Raw genomic sequence first — 16560 nt, 5'->3', positions numbered from 1 at the left:
GGGCCGCCCGCGGCCGCCGTCGCCGAAGGGGTCTCCCCCGGGGCAGCCGCCGAACGGTGTCGGGTGCGGGGCGGTGCCGCCTGCCGCGCCGGGGGCGGGCCGCGCCCGGCGGGCCGGTCGGCGCGGGTCGGTCGGCGCGGGTCGGGTACCGGTGCTCAGCGTGCCCGCGCACCGCCGGTCCGCGCCCTGGTGAGACCGGTGAGTGCGGTGAGCAGGCCGAGGCCGCCGAGCGCGGCGACCAGGGCCAGCGCGGGGCGGCAGGCCGCGGCCGCCTCGGCCGGGTCCGCGCCGGGAGGCGGGGCGAACCCGGCGAGCAGGGCCGCCACCAGGGCCACCGCGAGCATGGCGCCCACCTGGACGCCGGTCTGGTAGAGGCCGCTGCCCGCCCCCCGCTCGGCGGGTTCGAGCCGGGAGGTGGCCTGGCTGTTCAGCGCGGCGAAGGAGAGCACGAATCCGGCCCCCACCAGCAGCAGCGTGGGCAGGATGCCGGTGGTGTACGCCGGTGGCCAGGGTGCCCGCAGGTACAGCAGCGTGCCGGCGAGCGGCAGCAGCGCCCCGGCGGCGATCAGGCCCGGTGCCCCGAAGCGGGTGACCATCCGGCCGGAGAACAGTGCGGTCACCACGAGGGGAGCCGCGGCCGGCAGGAAGGCGGCCGCGGTCTTCAGGGGGGACCAGCCCGCCAGGGTCTGGAGCTGGTGGCCGAGGATGAACAGCAGGCCCAGATAGGACCCGTTGAGGCAGGCCGCGCCGAGGGCCGAGCGGCTCAGTGCGCCGTTGCGCAGCAGGCCGTGGCGGGCGAGCGGCTGCGCCGAGGTGCGTTCCAGGGCCGCGAAGGCGGCCAGCAGCACGGCCGCCAGTGCCAGCGCGCCGGTGGAGCGCGGGTCGGACCATCCGTGGGCGGGTAGCGCGGTGATGCCCTGGACCAGGGCGAGCAGGCCGCAGAGCAGCGCCGCCGCGCCGGGCAGGCCGTAGTGCCGACGGCCCGGGTCCGGTCGGCGCGGGCCCCCGTCGCGTTCCGTGCCGGGGACGAGCCTCAGTCCGAGGGCGAAGAGGACCAGGACCACCGGGGCCGGGAAGGCGAAGGTCAGCCGCCAGCTGATGCCGGTCAGCCAGCCGGAGAGGAGCAGCCCGGTGGTGAACCCCGCGGCGCCGAAGAGGGTGTAGACGGACAGGGCCCGGTTCCGGGGCGGGCCTTCGGGGAAGGCCGTGGCGATGATCGCGAGCCCGGTCGGCGCGGTCAGCGCCGCGCAGAAGCCCTTCACCACCCGGGTGGCGGTGAGGAGCGAGGGGTCCTCGGCGAGGGCGCCGGCCAGCGAGGCGGCGGCGAAGCAGAGGAGGGCCGCGAGATAGGTCCGGCGCCGTCCCAGGAGCGCCACGAGCCGGGCGCCGAAGAGCATCAGGCCGCCGAAGCCGATGGCGAAGCCGGTGATGGTCCACTGGGTGGTCGTCAGGGGTGCGCCCAGGTCCGCGCCGATCGCGGGGAGCGCCACGAGCGCGACGGACACCTCGAGCGCGTCGATGAGCATGTTGCCGGCGAGCACCACCAGCAGCCCCCACATGCGGGGGCTCCAGGCCGGGTGCGCCGGGGCGGGTGCGGTGTGCGGTGGCACGAAGGAGCTGGTCATGGTCCGGCGCTCCAGCGGTGGTCGGGGTGGGAGGGCGGCGGCGCCGGGCGGGACGGCGCCCCGGGGACCGGTCCGGCACACGGCCGCCCCGGGGACCTGTCCGGCACACGGCGTCGTCCCGCCCGGAGGGCGGGCCCCGGTGCCCGGTGCGTGCGGTCGCACGGCGGAGCCGGGAGAGCGCGGCGGGCCGCGCCCGGCGGCGCGGTGGCGCGCGTGCCGGGCGCCGGGGCCCCGGCGGAATGTGCCGGACAGGCCCTCGCACCGGGGCCGGCGGCGGTCGGCCGAGCGTCCCGCCGACGGCGGTCGGCCGAGCGGCGTCCCGCCGGCGGTGGTCAGCCGAGCAGTGTGCCGCCGCTGGCGTCGACGAAGGATCCGGTCACCCAGCGGGCGTCGTCGGAGACCAGGAAGGCGATGACGTCGGCCACGTCCTCGGGCTCGCCCACGCGGTTGAAGGTGGACAGCCCCGCCATGGCGGTGACCGCCTCGGGGATGTCGAACACGGGGTTGCTGTTGCGGGTGATGCCGGGCGCGACCGAGTTGATGGTGATGTTGCGCGGGCCGAGCAGCTTGGCGAAGTGCAGGGCGAGCATCTCCACGGCGCCCTTGCTCATCGCGTAGGCGATCTCGTCCGGGTTGGCGAAGCGCGTGAGCCCGGAGGAGATGTTCACGATCCGCCCGCCGTCGGGGATGTTGGTCAGGGCCCGCTGGATGATGAAGAAGGGCGCCTTCGCGTTCACCGCGAAGATGCGGTCGAACTGCTCGGGCGTGGTGTCCTCGGCGGCGACTCCGCCCATCACCCCTGCGTTGTTGACGAGGATGTTCAGCTCGGTGGAGCCGATGCGCTCCTTCAGGCCCCGCTCGAGTCCGAGGAAGAGCTCGTGGACGCCGCCGGGCTCCCCCAGTTCGGCCTGGACGGCGAAGGCGCGTCCGCCGTCCTGCTCGATGCCCTCCACGACCTCGGCCGCCGCGTCCGCACCGGTGGCGTAGTGGACGGCGACGAGCGCGCCCTCGCGGCCGAGCCGTTCTGCGGTGGCCCGCCCCATGCCCCGGCTCGCGCCGGTGACCAGAGCCGTCTTTCCGGTGAGCTTGCCCATGTTCTCTCTCCTGCCGATGTGTGAGCCGATGTCTGAGCCGATGTGTGACGGGTGCCGTCGCGAGGGTGCGCCCCGCAGGGCGGGGGCCGGGGCGGCGGGGGCGGTCTCGGGGACGGCGGCGGCGGGGGCGCTGGTGGCTCCCCCGTCCGGCCGGGTCCCCGCGCCCCGGGTGAACCAGGTGGTGAGCGCGGCTTCGAGTCCGGTGGCCGAGGTGCCGGCCCAGGCGACGTATCCGTCCGGCCGCACCAGGACGGCGTCCGCCCCGTCGAGGCCGACCCCGTCCGGGCCGGTTTCCGGGGGGAGGGCCGCGACGAGGTCCACGTCCGCCGCGAACGGGCCCGCGGTCCGCGCCAGCACCTCCCGGCGCTCCGCGTCGTCCGCCGTCAGCAGCAGCACCCCGCGGGCGCCGCGGAGCAGGTCCGCCGGACTCGCCGTTACGGGCTCCGGCCGGTCGCCGTGCGCGGACGGGGTCTCCGCCGCACCGTCCCGGGGCCCCGCACGGCCCCGGGACGGGCGGAGTACCAGGGGGACGGGCGGGAGCCTGCTCCCCGCCCACGGGTGCGGTCCGCTGCCCGGGCGCCCCGCGTCCGGGAGCGCGGCGCCGTAGCGGATGTCCAGACCGCTGATCATCCCCGCCAGCCGGGCCCGCACCTCCTCGTAGGGCAGGAGTTCGCCGATCACCTGCCGCAGGCCCGTCACCTCCGGACCGCCGAGCAGCAGGCGGGCCTGGGCACGGATGTTGGACAGCACCCGGCGGCCCACCTCGTGCCGCTCCTCGTGGTAGGAGTCCAGCAGGCGGGCGGGCGCCCGGCCGCGGACGGCGGCGGCCAGCTTCCAGCCCAGGTTGACCGCGTCCTGCAGCCCGAGGTTGAGGGCCTGGCCGCCGATGGGCATCTGCGCGTGGGCGGCGTCCCCGGCCAGGAACACACGCCCGTGCCGGTAGCGGTCGGCCTGGCGGGAGACGTCGCCGAAGGAGTTGACCCACAGGGGCGTTCCGGACGACAGGTCCTCTCCGGTGACCGTGCGCCAGGCGTCCACCACGTCGGCGAAGGACGCCTCCCCGGCGCGGGGTGTGCGGCCGAACTGGTGGACCATCACCCGGGTGACGCCGTCGCCGCGCCGGGCCGCGATGGCCAGACCGCCCGGCAGCCGCTCGAAGCGGCGGCCGCGGATGTCGATGCCGTCGACGTCGGCACGGATCAGCTCGCGGCGGGCGTCGGTCCCGGTGAAGGGGATCCCGGCGAGGCGCCGCACGGTGGACTGCTCGCCGTCGCAGCCGACCACATAGGAGGCCGTGACGCGGACGGGCGCACCGCCCGGCCCCGCCGCCGCGGCCACGACCCGGTCCGGGTGCTGCTCCAGCCCGGTGAGCCGGTGGCCGCGCCGCACCTCGGCGCCGAGCCCCGCGGCCCAGGCGCCGAGGACGGCCTCAGTGCCGGTCTGCGGGACCTTCCACTGCCCCGGGTGGGGTCCGGGCAGGCGCAGGTCCAGCGGGAGCCCGCCGAAGTGGCCCATGGGCTCGGCCGGCGGGGTGCCGAAGTCCTCCAGCAGGCCCCGCTGGTCGAGGAGTTCCATGGTCCGGGCGTGGAGGGTGGATGCGCGGGACTCGCTCGTCGGCGCGTCGAGCTGCTCCAGCACGACCACGTCGGCGCCGCCGAGGCGCAGTTCCCCGGCGAGCATCAGCCCGACGGGGCCCGCGCCCACGACGACGACGTCCGTGTCCGTGGCGAGGGGGGCCCGCACCGCGTCAGCGCCGTGCTTCGGCGTAGTCCTTGGCGTGGCCGAGCGTCGCGCGGCTGTTGGTGCTGAGCGCGGACCGCACGTACTCCTTCGCCTGCGCCACGTCCGCCTCCGGCCCGAGGATCCGCCCGATGTTCTCGGCCCGGATGACCACGGTGTGCTGGGAGGTGGCCAGGGTCCCCGCGTCGGTCTCGCGGAAGGTCCACAGACCGGTGTGCAGGTTCATCAGGGCGGGCAGGGTGGTCTGCTTGTACGCGATGCGCTCGCCCTCCAGGCAGACCCGGTACGACTTCGTGGTGTGCACGGAGCCGTCCTTGGCGCGGGTGTCCATCTCCAGGGTCTGCAGCCCGGGGCTCTCCTCGGAGAGCCTGACGGTCGCGACGTGCGGCAGCCGCTCGGACCAGAGCCCGGCCTCGTTGATGAAGTCGTAGACGTCCTTGGCGGCACCGGCGATCTCGACGGTGTCCTCGAAGGAGAAGGTCAGCTCCCCGGACGCGGTGGCGAGTTCGACGTTGGTCCGCAGGGCGGCCAGTTCGGAGCGCGAGTTGCGGTCGACGGCCTCCTCGATCCAGGCGAGCCCGGCGGGGTCGTCGCCGACGGCCGTGTAGTCGTGCTGGAGGCGGACGCGGGACTCGGTCTCCGAGAGCGCCTCGATGATCCAGGTCCCTCCCATGGTGGCGACGGGCGGGGTCGAGACCTGCTGGCGGAAGGTGATGCGCATCGCCTCGGGGTCCAGGTGGCGGCGCGAGGTCCAGTTCTTCGCCTCGCCGTTGGCCGTGGCCCAGATCCTGATGAGCTCCTCGTCGCCGGAGCGTTCGACGTGGTCGACGTAGATGGTCGGCGGGAAGATCCGCGGCCAGTTCTCCACGTCGGCGATCAGCCGGTACACCTCGGAGGCCGGGGCCGAGACGGTGATCTCGTGCTCCACCTCGCGGGGCTGGGAATCGGACATGCTCTTCGTCTCCTCGGGTGGTCGGCTCGGGAAGCGGGGCGCGGCTCAGAAGTTGCCGAGTCCGCCGCAGACGTTGAGGGCCTGGGCGGTGATGGAGGCCGCCGTGTCGGAGGCGAGGTAGCCGACCAGCCCGGCCACCTCCTCCGGGGTGGAGTACCGGCCGAGGGGGATCTTGGCCGTGAACTTCTGCATGATCGCCTCCTCGGAGGTGTCGTACGCCGCCGCGTAGCCGGCCCGCACCCGCTGGGCCATCGGCGTCTCGACGTAGCCGGGGCAGACCGCGTTCACGGTGATGCCGGTGGGGGCGAGCTCGTTGCCGAGCGCCTTGGTGAAGCCGACCACCCCGTGCTTGGAGGCGGAGTAGGGCGCTCCCAGCACCACGCCCTGCTTCCCGGCGGTGGAGGCGATGTTGATGATCCGGCCGCGGTCCTTGCCGCGCATGCCGCCGGTGTTCAGCACGGCACGGGTGAGCCGGAAGACGCTGGTGAGGTTGGTCTCCATGACGTCGTTCCACAGCTCGTCGTCGAGGTCGGCGGTGACCCCGCCACCGCTGCGTCCGGCGTTGTTGACGAGGACGTCGACGGTGCCGAAGCGGTCGACCGCGGCCTGCACGAAGGCGTCCACGGACTCGGGCGAGCGCACGTCGAGCGCCGTGCCGTCGACGTCCAGCCCCTCGTCGCGCAGGGTCTTGACGGTGGCCGCGACGTTCTCGGCGTCACGGGCGCCGATGTAGACGCGGTGGTCCTGCGCGGCCAGCAACCGGGCCACCGCCAGGCCGATGCCGCTGGTGGCACCGGAGACGAGGGCGACGGGTCGGGGGTTTTCGGGCATGGCTGCTCCTTCGGGAGACCGGGATGCGGCAGGGCGTGCGGGGAGCGGCCCGCGGGGCTGCACGGGCCGTGCGGGGCCGGTGGGTTGTCGGGGTCGGGCGGGGAGGGTCAGGCGGGCGCCGTCTGCCCCAGGTGCTCGTTGACGACCTCGACCATGCGGCGCGGGGTGCGCACCTCGCCGACGACCGAGTCGTCGAGGGTGATCGCGTACTCGCGCTCGATGCGGCCGCACGTCTCCAGGAGCGCCAGGGACTCGTAGCCGAGGTCCTCGAACTCGGTGTCGAGGATGTCGCCGTCGAAGTCCACGCTCTCGTCGGCGCCGGCCCCCTCGCGCAGGATGCGCTTGAGGTCCTCCAGGGTGAAGGTCTGGTTGTCCATGTCCTCTTCCGTTCTGTGGTGTCGGGGAAAGGGGTCCCGAAGGGGCTACGGCGCGCCGACGACGGCGGCCGAGTTGAATCCGCCGTGGCCGCGGGCCAGCACCAGGGCGTGGCGGACGGCCATCACCCGGGGCTGCCCGGTGACCAGGTCGAGGTCGTAGCCGGGGTCCGGCTCGACGTTGACGGTGGCGGGGACGAGGCCCTCCCGCATGGCGAGCAGGGCGGTCGCCACGTCGAGGGGCGCGGCTCCGGAGTAGAGGCGCCCGGTCATCGTCTTCGGGGCGGTGACGGGCACCCCGCGCGGCCCGAAGACGGCGTTCAGCGCCTCGGCCTCGGCCCGGTCCAGCTCCGGGACCGCGGCGGCGTCGGCGAACACCACGTCGATGTCGCCGGGCGCCAGCCCCGCGTCGTCGAGGGCGAGTTCGACGGCCTTGCGCAGACCGGGCGGGCGGCCGCTGCCGGGGGCGGGGTCGAAGGTGGAGCCGTAGCCCGCGAGGTGCCCGTAGACCGTGGCACCGCGCTCGGTCGCGGCCGCCTCGTCCTCCACGACGAGGATGGCGCCGCCCTCGCCGGGGACGTGCCCCGCGGCGGAGGGGGCGAAGGGGACGTAGGCGCTGCCCGGGTCCTCGCCGGTGGACAGCCGGCCGCCGGCGAGCTGGGCGACCCAGCCCCAGGGGCAGATCGAGGCGTCCACCGAGCCGGAGACCACCAGCCGGGTGCCCTTGCGGATCTGTCGGCGGGCCTGGGCCAGCGCGTCGAGGCCGCCCGCCTGGTCCGAGACGACGACCCCGCTGGGGCCCTTCATGCCGTTGCGGATCGATATCTGGCCGCTGTTGACCGCGTAGAACCAGGCGAAGGACTGGTAGGCGGAGACGTACTGGCTGCCCTCGGCCCACAGCTTCTGCAGCTCGCCCTGGCCGAACTCGAAGCCGCCGGAGGAGCTGGCGGTGACCACGCCCATGGAGTAGGGGGGCAGGTCGGCGGGGACCACCCCCGCGTCCGCCAGGGCCCAGTCGGTGGCGACCAGGGCCAGGCGCGTCATGTGGTCGGTCTGGGCCATCAGGCGGCTGGGCAGGTGCTCGGAGGCGGTGAACCCCGGCACCTCCCCGGCCAGCCGCGCCGGGTAGGCCGAGGGGTCGAAGCGGGTGATCCGTCCGATGCCGCTCTTGCCGACCCGGGTCGCCGCCCAGTACGCCTCGGTTCCGAGCCCGTTGGGTGCCGTGATGCCGAGGCCCGTCACCACGGCGCGCGGGGTGCCCGTGCTCATGCCGCTCTCCTCTCCGGCCGGGCGAGCACCATGGCGCTCTGGAAGCCGCCGAAGCCGCTGCCGACGGTCAGGACCGTGTCGGTGCGGTGCTCGCGTGCCGTCAGGGGCACGTAGTCGAGGTCGCACTCCGGGTCGGGGGTGTGCAGGTTGGCCGTGGGCGGCACGACGTGGTGCTCCATCGCGAGGACGGAGGCGGCGATCTCGATGGAGCCGATGGCGCCCAGCGAGTGCCCGATCATCGACTTGATGGAGGAGACCGGCGTCCGGTAGGCGTGCTCGCCCAGGCTCTTCTTGAGCGCGGCGGTCTCGTGGCGGTCGTTCTGCTTGGTGCCGGAGCCGTGCGCGTTGACGTAGTCGACGGCCTCGGCGTCCAGCCGGGCCTCCTGCAGCGCCACCCTGATCGCCTCCGCCATCTCCACCCCGTCCGGGCGCAGTCCCGTCATGTGGAAGGCGTTGCACCGGGAGGCGTATCCGGCGATCTCCGCGTAGATGTGCGCGCCGCGGCTGCGTGCGCCCTCCAGCTCCTCCAGGACGAAGACCGCGGAGCCCTCCCCGAGGACGAACCCGTTGCGGGTCCCGTCGAAGGGCCGGGAGGCGTGCTCGGCGTCGTCGTTGCGGGGGGTGGTCGCCTTGATGGCGTCGAAGCAGGCCAGGGTGATCGGGGAGATCGGCGCGTCCGTCGCCCCGGCCACCATCACGTCGGCCGAGCCCTCCCGGATGAGTTCGGCCGCGTGCCCGACGGCGTCGATGCCGGAGGTGCACCCGGTCGACACGACCGTGGCGGGGCCCTCCGCGCCCACCGCCCAGGCGACCTCGGCCGCGAAGGAGCTGGGGACCAGGTAGTTGTAGAGGTGCGGGACCGTGTAGGCGGGGTCGACCTGCCAGAGCCGGCCGCCGTCGCTCACGACGCGGTACTCCTCGTCCAGGCCCATCGTCGCGCCGACCGCGCTGCCGATGGTGACGCCCGTGCGGTAGGGGTCCGCGCCGGCCGGGTCCAGGCCGCTGTCGGCGACGGCCTCCCGGGCCGTGACCACGGCCAGCTGCGCCGCCCGGTCCATCCGGCGGATCTCCTGCGGGCCCAGCCCGTGCGCCTCCGGGTCGAAGTCGATCTCGGCGGCGACCCGCGAGCGGAACGGGGAGGGGTCGAAGAAGGTGATGCCGCGGGTGGCGGTGCGGCCCGCGGTGAGCAGGCTCCAGAAGTTCTTGACCCCGATGCCGTCGGGGGCGGTGACGCCCACCCCGGTGATGACCACGCGTCGGGCGCTCACCCCCGTCCCTCCCAGTCGTAGAAGCGGGTGGCGAGGGCGTCGGCCGGGGACCGCCAGGTGGCGGGGTCGTAGGCCTCGATGAAGGGCTTGAGGTCCTCGCTGATCCGCTGGAAGCGCGGGTCGGTCTTGGCCGCCTCGATCAGCTCGCCGCCGTTGTCGGTGTCGAAGTCCTGCAGATGGAAGTAGAGGTTGCGGTAGGAGAAGAGCTGACGGCGCCGGGTGCCCATCAGCTGCGGCATCTCGGTCGCGTCGAACTCCCGGAAGAGCCGGGCGACCTCCTGGGCGGACCCGGGGTTCATCCTGGCCACGATCAACGTGCTGTGCATGGGGTCTCCGTAGGTGTCGGGCGTCTCGTGGAGCGGGTCGCCGGTTCAGCGCGCCGGGCCGAACCAGCGGTCCAGCGCCATCGGCAGATCGGCGAAGCTGCCGGGCGCGGCCCACGCCACATGGCCGTCGGGGCGCAGCAGCAGGGCGCTGGTGTTGCCGAGGCAGCCGGCGGTGGGGCCGGGCACGGTGGCGGTGACGATGTCGACGCGGTCCGCCCAGGGGGCGGCCCGGCGGCGCAGTTCGGTGTTGTCCCGGAGGTCCAGCAGCACGCCCCGGCCGGTGCGCAGGGCCTCGGTGCTGGACGCCGGCTGCCCGGCCCCTTCGAGGGGGACGTGCGGCAGCCGCAGGCCGAGCAGCGGGTGGGAGCCGCCGTCGAGCGGGTAGTGGATGTCCAGGCCGCCGACCATGGCGGCGAAGTGCTTGCTGACCTCGGGGTAGCGGATCAGCTCGTGGAGCACGTCGCGCAGCGGCTGCATCTCCGCGCCGCTCAGGAACAGCAGCCCCTGTGCCTGGGTGTTCATCAGCAGCCGCTTGCCGACCGGGTGGCGCTCCTCGTGGTAGGTGTCCAGCAGCGGCTCCGGGGCCTGGCCCCGGACCACCGAGGCGAGCTTCCAGCCCAGGTTCACGGAGTCCTGGATGCTGGTGTTCATGCCCTGGCCGCCGGCCGGGAGGTGGATGTGCGCGGAGTCCCCGGCGAGGAGCACCCGGCCGCGCCGGTACTCGGTGACGAGCCGGGTGGCGTCGCCGAAGGAGGAGACCCACACCGGCTCGGCGTGCGAGATGTCGTCCCCGGTCAGCCGCTGCCAGGCGTCCGCCACCTCCTGCCAGCTCGGCGGGGTCTCGCGGCGGCGGGGCGGGGTGCCCCGCTCGCAGACGATCAGCCGGGTGGTGCCTCCGGGGAGCGGGCCGACCATCACCATGCCGCCGGTCAGGGTCTCCCCGATCATGCGCGGTTCGAGGGTGATGCCCTTGACGTCCGCGAGGAACATCTCCATGGTCGCGGCGGTGCCGGGGAAGTCGAAGCCGGCCGCCTTGCGCACGGTGGAGCGGCCGCCGTCGCAGCCCACGAGGTAGTCGGCGCGCAGGGTGCGGACCCCGTCCGGGCTGCGCACCTCGACCTCCACGCAGTCCTCCTTGTCGGTGACGGAGAGGAGTTCGTGGCGGCGCCGGATGTCGGCACCGAGCTGGGTGGCCCACTCCTCCAGCACCGTCTCGGTGGCGGACTGCGGGATCGTCTTCGCCGCCTGGTGCGCGCCCCTGAGGACCCCGAAGTCGACGGGCAGGCCGCCGAAGTGGCCCACGTTGCTGAGCTCGATCTCCCCGAAGCGGGAGAGCAGGCCGCGCTGGTCGAAGATCTCCATGGTCCGGGCGGTGAAGCCCAGACCGCGGGACTCCCCGGTGCGCCGGGGCAGCTTCTCCAGCACGATGACGTCGGCGCCCGCGAGACGCAGTTCGCCGGCCAGCATCATGCCGGCCGGTCCCGCGCCCGCGACGATCACTTGTGCATCCATCGGTCCTCCTCGTGGGATCCCGCCGAGGGCGGGGAACGGATCCTGCGGTGCGCTGCAAGGGGGTCGCCGCATCAACGGCGGAAGCGGGCCATCCCCTGGTTCGCCGCGTGCGCGGCCGCCGCGTGGCGGGGGTCGGGGGCGAGCGCCTGGTGGCGAACGGCGACCTCGGCGAGCTTGATGGCGTGCTCGTCGCCGATGGCCGCGGCGGTGGCGAACACCTCGGGGAGGTCCGGCGCTCCCGAGGGCACGGCCGTCGTGCCGGCGGGCCGGGTCACGGAGAACCAGCCGAGCATCGAGGCGCTGACGTCCCGTGCCACCCGGTAGGAGACGTGGTGCTGGGCGGCCGGCAGGTGCTCGACGACCAGGCGGACGGCCGCGGGCCCGGTGATGGAGTGGATCAGCGGCACCGGGTGCTGCTGGGGCACGGAGGCGTACACGCCGGAGTACTCGGCCACCAGGCCGTCGAGCAGGGCGGTCGCGCTCCCGCCGGACTCCGCCTCCTCGCCGGGGGCGGGGTAGGCGTCGCCGGGGCTGATCCGGGTGTGGGTGGCGTAGCGTGCGGCCCAGTAGCCGAGCCCCTGGGCCAGTTCGTCGCGGAGCAGCCGGTCGTCGGCGCCCGGTTGCGCGCGGGAGACGGCCCGGACCGCGTGGGCCGTGCGGATGACCCCGTGGGTGAGGACGCCCGACATCCCGGGGAGCAGCCGCGGCCACCAGCGCGCCAGCACCTCGCGCCAGGGGTCGAGGGCGAGTTCCCGGGCGAAGAGGGCGGTCCAGTCGGCCACGCGGTCGAACCGGCCCAGCGCGGAGCGCCAGTCCTCCGGGTCCGCCGGGTCGATGGTCCACCGCGCCCCGGGCGGGTCGTGGTAGGTGTGGGTGCGGAGGTTGCCGTCGACCCATCCGGGCACGGCGTCCGCGTATCCCATGCAGGCCAGTGCCTCGGCCGCCATGGGGGCGTGGTTGACGAACCGGGGGCCGTGCTCGAACCCGACTCCGCGCAGCCGCTCCAGGGCCCCGCTCACGGCATCGTGGTAGGTCAGTGGTGCCACGGGCCGTCAGTCCTTGATCTCGCAGATGGCGGCACCCGTGCTCACGGTGGCGCCGGCCTCGGCGGCCAGGCCCTTGACGGTGCCGGAGCGGTGGGCGTTCAGCGGCTGCTCCATCTTCATGGCCTCCAGGACGACGATCAGATCGCCCTCCTCGACCTTCTCGCCCTCCTCGACCGCCACCTTCACGACGGTGCCCTGCATCGGGGACGCCAGCATGTCGCCGGAGACCGCGGCCCTGCGCGCTCCGGCTGCGCGGGGGCGGGACCTGCCGCGTCCGGGGGGTGCGGCCCCCGCGCGCGCCAGGGCGGGAAGGGAGGGGAGGACCACTTCGAGGCGCTGCCCGCCGACCTCGACGACCAGCCGTTCGCGGGCGGCCTCCGCCTCGGCTCCGGGGCCCTCGCCGACAGGGGCGAAGGGCGGGATCTCGTTGACGAACTCGGTCTCGATCCAGCGGGTGTGGACGCGGAAGGGGTCGGCCGTGAACGCCGGGTCGGCGACGACGGCGCGGTGGAAGGGGATGGCCGTGGCCATGCCCTCGACCTCGAACTCCGCCAGCGCCCGGGCCGCCCGCTGCAGCGCCTGCTCCCGGGTCGCCCCGGTGACGACCAGCTTCGCCAGCAGCGAGTCCCACGCCGGGCCGATGACCGAACCCGACTCCACCCCCGCGTCCAGCCGCACACCCGGACCGGTCGGCGGGGAGAAGCGGGTGACCGTGCCCGGAGCGGGCAGGAACCCGCGGCCCGGGTCCTCACCGTTGATACGGAACTCGAAAGAGTGACCCCGCACCGCCGGGTCCCCGTACCCCAGCTCCTCACCGTCCGCGATCCGGAACATCTCCCGCACCAGGTCGATCCCCGTGACCTCCTCGGTCACCGGGTGCTCCACCTGCAGACGCGTGTTCACCTCCAGGAACGAGATCGTGCCGTCGAGCCCCACCAGGAACTCCACCGTCCCCGCACCCACATACCCGGCCTCCTTCAGGATGGCCTTCGACGCCGCGTACAGCTCCGCGTTCTGCTCCGGCGTCAGGAACGGCGCCGGCGCCTCCTCCACCAGCTTCTGATGACGGCGCTGCAACGAGCAGTCACGGGTGGAGACCACGACCACGTTGCCGTGCCGGTCGGCCAGGCACTGCGTCTCGACATGACGCGGCTTGTCCAGGTAGCGCTCCACGAAGCACTCACCGCGACCGAAGGCGGCGACCGCCTCACGGACCGCGGAGTCGTACAGCTCCGGCACCTCCTCCAGGGTCCGGGCGACCTTCAGACCCCGGCCACCGCCACCGAAGGCGGCCTTGATCGCGATGGGCAGCCCGTGCTCCTGCGCGAAGGCCACCACCTCCTCCGCACCGGCCACCGGGTCCGGGGTGCCCGCCACCAGCGGGGCACCCGCACGCTGGGCGATATGACGCGCGGCCACCTTGTCACCCAGATCCCGGATCGCCTGCGGCGGCGGACCGATCCACGTCAGCCCCGCATCCAGGACCGCCTGCGCGAACTCCGCGTTCTCGGACAGGAACCCGTACCCCGGATGCACCGCGTCCGCACCCGAGTCCGCCGCGGCCTGCAACACCTTGCCGATGTCCAGATAACTGGCCGCCGGAGTGTCACCGCCCAGAGCGAACGCCTCGTCCGCCGCACGGACGTGCAGAGCATCCCGGTCCGGATCCGCATAGACCGCCACGCTCACGATCCCCGCATCCCGGCACGCCCGGGCCACGCGGACAGCGATTTCGCCACGGTTGGCGATGAGCACCCTACGCATCGCGGCCGGCCCCGGTCCGGCCCGCCGCGGGGGCCTTCGGCCCGGTCCGGGCGAAGCGCCCGTCCGGGGCGTCCAGGGGGCCCAGTGTCCCGTCGTAGAAGATCAGCGGTTCCCGGGGGCTGCCCGGCGCCGCCAGTTCCAGCACCTCGCCGACCACGATGTCGTGGTCGCCGCCCGGGTGGACGGCCACGGTGGAGCAGGCCAGATACGCCAGGGCCTCGGTGAGGACCGGGGGGCCGTCCGGGGCGAAGTGGTGGGGGACGCCGTCGAAGCCCTCGGGCCGCCGGCGGGCGAAGGAGCGGGCCAGTTCCTGCTGGCTCCCCGCGAGGACGTTGACGGCGAAGGTGCCGTGCCGGCCGATCACCGCATGCATCCGGGATTCCCGGTGCAGGCAGAACAGCACGAGCGACGGTTCGAGGGAGACCGAGGTGAAGGAATTGACCGTCGTGCCTTCGGCCTGGCCCTCGGTTCCGGCGGTGATGACCGTCACCCCCGTGGCGAAGAGTCCGCAGACGCGCCGGAATTCCTTCGCTTCGATCGGCTGTTTCACGCGACTGTCGATCAGTGAGCGCGCTGCGGACATGTGCATCCCTTTCATGACGGTTACCGGTCTCGGGGAACGCGCGCATACCCGAGGGCTGTCCCGCGGTTCCCGATGGACCGGCGGGACGGCTCCTGGTGACTGCGGATCATTGACATGTCGTGATCGGCAGCCCCTCAGAGGAGCTTCCGCACCTTGGATCCGGCCTTGAGGATCCCGAGCAGGAATTCCCTGCCGACGTTGTTCATCTCCGGGGGCGCCTGCACCGAGGCCCAGTAGAGGAATCGGGCCATGGTCGCGGTGGACGGGTAGATGAACCGCTTGCTCTCGTCCTTCCAGCCGAAGACGGGATTGACGATCGGCGATTCCTCGAGGAGCTTGAAGACGATGTCGGCGGCCTCGTCTCCGCTCAGGGCCCCCGCCTCGTACTTCTCGCAGGTCTCGGAGGTGGTTTCGAGCAGGATCTTGAACCTGTCGCTCTGCGGCCACCACAGCCCGGGGTAGTCGTTCTCCTCCAGCTCCCGGAAGTGGCGCTGGTCCTTGTCCCGGAAGTGCTTCAGCCGGGCCCGGGTCAGACGCATCGTGCCCGGGGTGATGAACGAGCCCCACACCCGGAACACGGCGTTCCAGAGGCGGAAGTGCGAGAAGGCGATGAAGGAGCTGTTGACGATCTCGTCGTTGTAGCGGAGCAGTCCCTGCTCCAGGCGCTCCACGTAGGCGAAGCGCTCGGCCGAGAAGTCGCCGTCCTTCAGGGCCTCCAGCAGGCGGGAGGTCAGGGCGTCGACCACTTCCAGGGTGTTGGACAGGCCGCGGGAGAACAGCGGGTCGAGGAAGCCGGCGGCGTGGGACATCAGGCACCAGCGGTCGCCGATGGTCTGCTTGGAGGAGTACTGGAGCCGGTCCGTGGACACCCACTCCCTGACCCTGGCGGCGCCGTCGAACTGCCGCTTGACCGCCGGGTACTTGTCGAGGAAGAGCGCGAACTCCTCGTCGGGGGTGAGGTCCTGGGGCTTGGGGTAAGTGCGCTCGTCCATCGTGAGGCCGACGCTGCACAGCGGGTTGCGCGAGTCCTTGTGGTTGTCGAACGGGATGATCCAGAACCAGCCGCGCTCGATGAGGTGGTGCATCGTGCCGGTGTGCCAGTCGGCCGGGGGCCGCAGCGCCCGGGGGTGGCCGCTGACGTCGTCGAAGCGCTTCACCCCCACGTAGTGGGTGAACATGGAGCGGGAGTGGTGCTTGAAGCGGGCCGGCTTGTCCCGCAGGTCGAACTTCTGCGCCAGCGGGGAGCGGAACCCGGAGGCGTCCACCACGTACTTCGCGCGGAAGGACTCGGGCCGGGCACCCGGGGCGCCGCTGCGGCCGGTGACCGTGACGCCGTCCTCGTCGAAGTCGACGTCCTCGGCCCGCCAGCCCTGCTTGGCCACGCACCCGTACCGGACGGCGACATGGAACATGAACGAGTCGCTGTCCTGCCGGAACATATGGCTGTTCTGGTGGAAGATCTTGGGCAGCGCCAGCTGCGTCGCCTCACGCGGGTCGGGCTCCTTGCCGACCTCGTGCTTCATGAAACCGAAGTGGGCCTTGGTCCCGAAGGTGGGGCCGATGTCCCGGGTGCTCTGCTGCACACTGGCCAGGCTCTTGAGCTCGGGAAGGTCGTGGCGCTCGGAGAGGATGTGGATCCACTCGACGAGCTGCGGAGTCATCGATTCACCGACCGCGAATCGCGGATGCAGGGTCGCGTCGACGAGAAGAACCCTCGCCCCGTGCTTCGCGAGAATCGCTCCGGTTACCGATCCGGCGATCCCGGAGCCCAGGATGACGACATCGTACGTCGCCTCCGGGGGAATGCCGTCCGCTCCTTCGGGCCTTTCTTTCTTCTGGTCGACCACGGGCCTTCTCCTTCGTCAGGTGGGTGCGATCGGGTGCGAAGAGGGCACAAAAAAGGGGCCCTTCCGGTGGTCTGCGAAATGACCTTTGGGAGGAGCCCGAAAAACGGCACGACTGTACTACCGGAGAAAGCGTGACAGGAATGGGGCGGACGGTCAACCCCCGTCGGGGAATTGCCCTCCGGCCTCGGATGCCGGCCTTCGGGGCGGTCGACCCACGGGCCCCGGGGGGCCGGTTTGCGCCGGGGTTCGCTCCCCCGGGGCGCCCTGCGCACAGGGCCGGGGGGAGCCCGGCGGCGCCGCGGACGGGCGGCCGTCACGGCTCATGACAC

Annotated in this window: 13 protein-coding genes; all 13 read right to left on the bottom strand. The window is 73.2% G+C overall.

All coding sequences use genetic code 11. From position 1 onward, the window contains the following. Window positions 1–155 precede the first annotated feature (155 nt). A complete protein-coding gene (locus ACGF15_RS11710; RefSeq protein ID WP_392798090.1) occupies window positions 156–1625 on the bottom strand; it encodes an MFS transporter in 1470 nt (489 codons plus the stop codon). A gap of 332 nt (window positions 1626–1957) precedes the next feature. After that, window positions 1958–4399 (bottom strand): SDR family oxidoreductase, encoded by a 2442-nt coding sequence (locus tag ACGF15_RS11705; RefSeq protein ID WP_392798302.1) that lies wholly within the window; start codon window positions 4397–4399, stop codon window positions 1958–1960. 67 nt (window positions 4400–4466) lie between these two features. After that, window positions 4467–5411 (bottom strand): aromatase/cyclase, encoded by a 945-nt coding sequence (locus ACGF15_RS11700; protein WP_345609720.1) that lies wholly within the window; start codon window positions 5409–5411, stop codon window positions 4467–4469. A gap of 45 nt (window positions 5412–5456) precedes the next feature. Continuing rightward, entirely contained in the window at window positions 5457–6242 is a 786-nt protein-coding gene (fabG, locus tag ACGF15_RS11695; RefSeq protein WP_345609722.1) for a 3-oxoacyl-ACP reductase FabG, read from the bottom strand. 107 nt (window positions 6243–6349) lie between these two features. Then, window positions 6350–6619, bottom strand: a complete 270-nt coding sequence (locus ACGF15_RS11690; protein WP_256522133.1) for an acyl carrier protein — start codon at window positions 6617–6619, stop codon at window positions 6350–6352. Window positions 6620–6664: 45 nt separating this feature from the next. Further along, on the bottom strand, window positions 6665–7885 hold the full coding sequence (locus ACGF15_RS11685; protein ID WP_392798085.1) for a ketosynthase chain-length factor: 1221 nt from the start codon (window positions 7883–7885) through the stop codon (window positions 6665–6667). Beyond that, window positions 7882–9153, bottom strand: coding sequence for a beta-ketoacyl-[acyl-carrier-protein] synthase family protein (locus tag ACGF15_RS11680; RefSeq protein WP_345609772.1), 1272 nt, complete (start codon window positions 9151–9153; stop codon window positions 7882–7884). The genes ACGF15_RS11685 and ACGF15_RS11680 overlap by 4 nt, the downstream gene beginning before the upstream one ends. After that, a complete protein-coding gene (locus tag ACGF15_RS11675) occupies window positions 9150–9479 on the bottom strand; it encodes a TcmI family type II polyketide cyclase (RefSeq protein WP_345609774.1) in 330 nt (109 codons plus the stop codon). The genes ACGF15_RS11680 and ACGF15_RS11675 overlap by 4 nt, the downstream gene beginning before the upstream one ends. Before the next feature lie 45 nt (window positions 9480–9524). Then, window positions 9525–10991, bottom strand: coding sequence for an FAD-dependent monooxygenase (locus tag ACGF15_RS11670; protein WP_362614778.1), 1467 nt, complete (start codon window positions 10989–10991; stop codon window positions 9525–9527). A 71-nt stretch (window positions 10992–11062) separates the two neighbouring features. Next, a complete protein-coding gene (locus tag ACGF15_RS11665; protein ID WP_392798080.1) occupies window positions 11063–12037 on the bottom strand; it encodes a hypothetical protein in 975 nt (324 codons plus the stop codon). Between the two features lie 6 nt (window positions 12038–12043). Beyond that, a complete protein-coding gene (locus tag ACGF15_RS11660) occupies window positions 12044–13801 on the bottom strand; it encodes a biotin carboxylase N-terminal domain-containing protein (protein ID WP_392798077.1) in 1758 nt (585 codons plus the stop codon). Beyond that, window positions 13794–14384, bottom strand: coding sequence for a flavin reductase family protein (locus ACGF15_RS11655; protein ID WP_345614004.1), 591 nt, complete (start codon window positions 14382–14384; stop codon window positions 13794–13796). The genes ACGF15_RS11660 and ACGF15_RS11655 overlap by 8 nt, the downstream gene beginning before the upstream one ends. Before the next feature lie 134 nt (window positions 14385–14518). Next, complete coding sequence (locus ACGF15_RS11650) at window positions 14519–16231, bottom strand: FAD-dependent monooxygenase (RefSeq protein ID WP_345614003.1); 1713 nt, start codon at window positions 16229–16231, stop codon at window positions 14519–14521. Window positions 16232–16560: the final 329 nt, after the last annotated feature.

Source organism: Streptomyces sp. NPDC048001 (genome assembly GCF_043203115.1).
Taxonomy (GTDB): Bacteria; Actinomycetota; Actinomycetes; order Streptomycetales; family Streptomycetaceae; genus Streptomyces; species Streptomyces sanyensis.
The sequence above is the reverse complement of the archived record's forward strand: the minus strand, read 5'-3'. Positions and strand labels throughout refer to the sequence as shown.

Coding starts and splice junctions, on each gene's coding strand:
- ACGF15_RS11710 (WP_392798090.1), bottom strand. CDS start 1,625: ATGACCAGCTCCTTCGTGCCACCGCACACCGCACCCGCCCCGGCGCAC.
- ACGF15_RS11705 (WP_392798302.1), bottom strand. CDS start 4,399: ATGCTCGCCGGGGAACTGCGCCTCGGCGGCGCCGACGTGGTCGTGCTG.
- ACGF15_RS11700 (WP_345609720.1), bottom strand. CDS start 5,411: ATGTCCGATTCCCAGCCCCGCGAGGTGGAGCACGAGATCACCGTCTCG.
- fabG (WP_345609722.1), bottom strand. CDS start 6,242: ATGCCCGAAAACCCCCGACCCGTCGCCCTCGTCTCCGGTGCCACCAGC.
- ACGF15_RS11690 (WP_256522133.1), bottom strand. CDS start 6,619: ATGGACAACCAGACCTTCACCCTGGAGGACCTCAAGCGCATCCTGCGC.
- ACGF15_RS11685 (WP_392798085.1), bottom strand. CDS start 7,885: ATGAGCACGGGCACCCCGCGCGCCGTGGTGACGGGCCTCGGCATCACG.
- ACGF15_RS11675 (WP_345609774.1), bottom strand. CDS start 9,479: ATGCACAGCACGTTGATCGTGGCCAGGATGAACCCCGGGTCCGCCCAG.
- ACGF15_RS11670 (WP_362614778.1), bottom strand. CDS start 10,991: ATGGATGCACAAGTGATCGTCGCGGGCGCGGGACCGGCCGGCATGATG.
- ACGF15_RS11660 (WP_392798077.1), bottom strand. CDS start 13,801: ATGCGTAGGGTGCTCATCGCCAACCGTGGCGAAATCGCTGTCCGCGTG.
- ACGF15_RS11655 (WP_345614004.1), bottom strand. CDS start 14,384: ATGTCCGCAGCGCGCTCACTGATCGACAGTCGCGTGAAACAGCCGATC.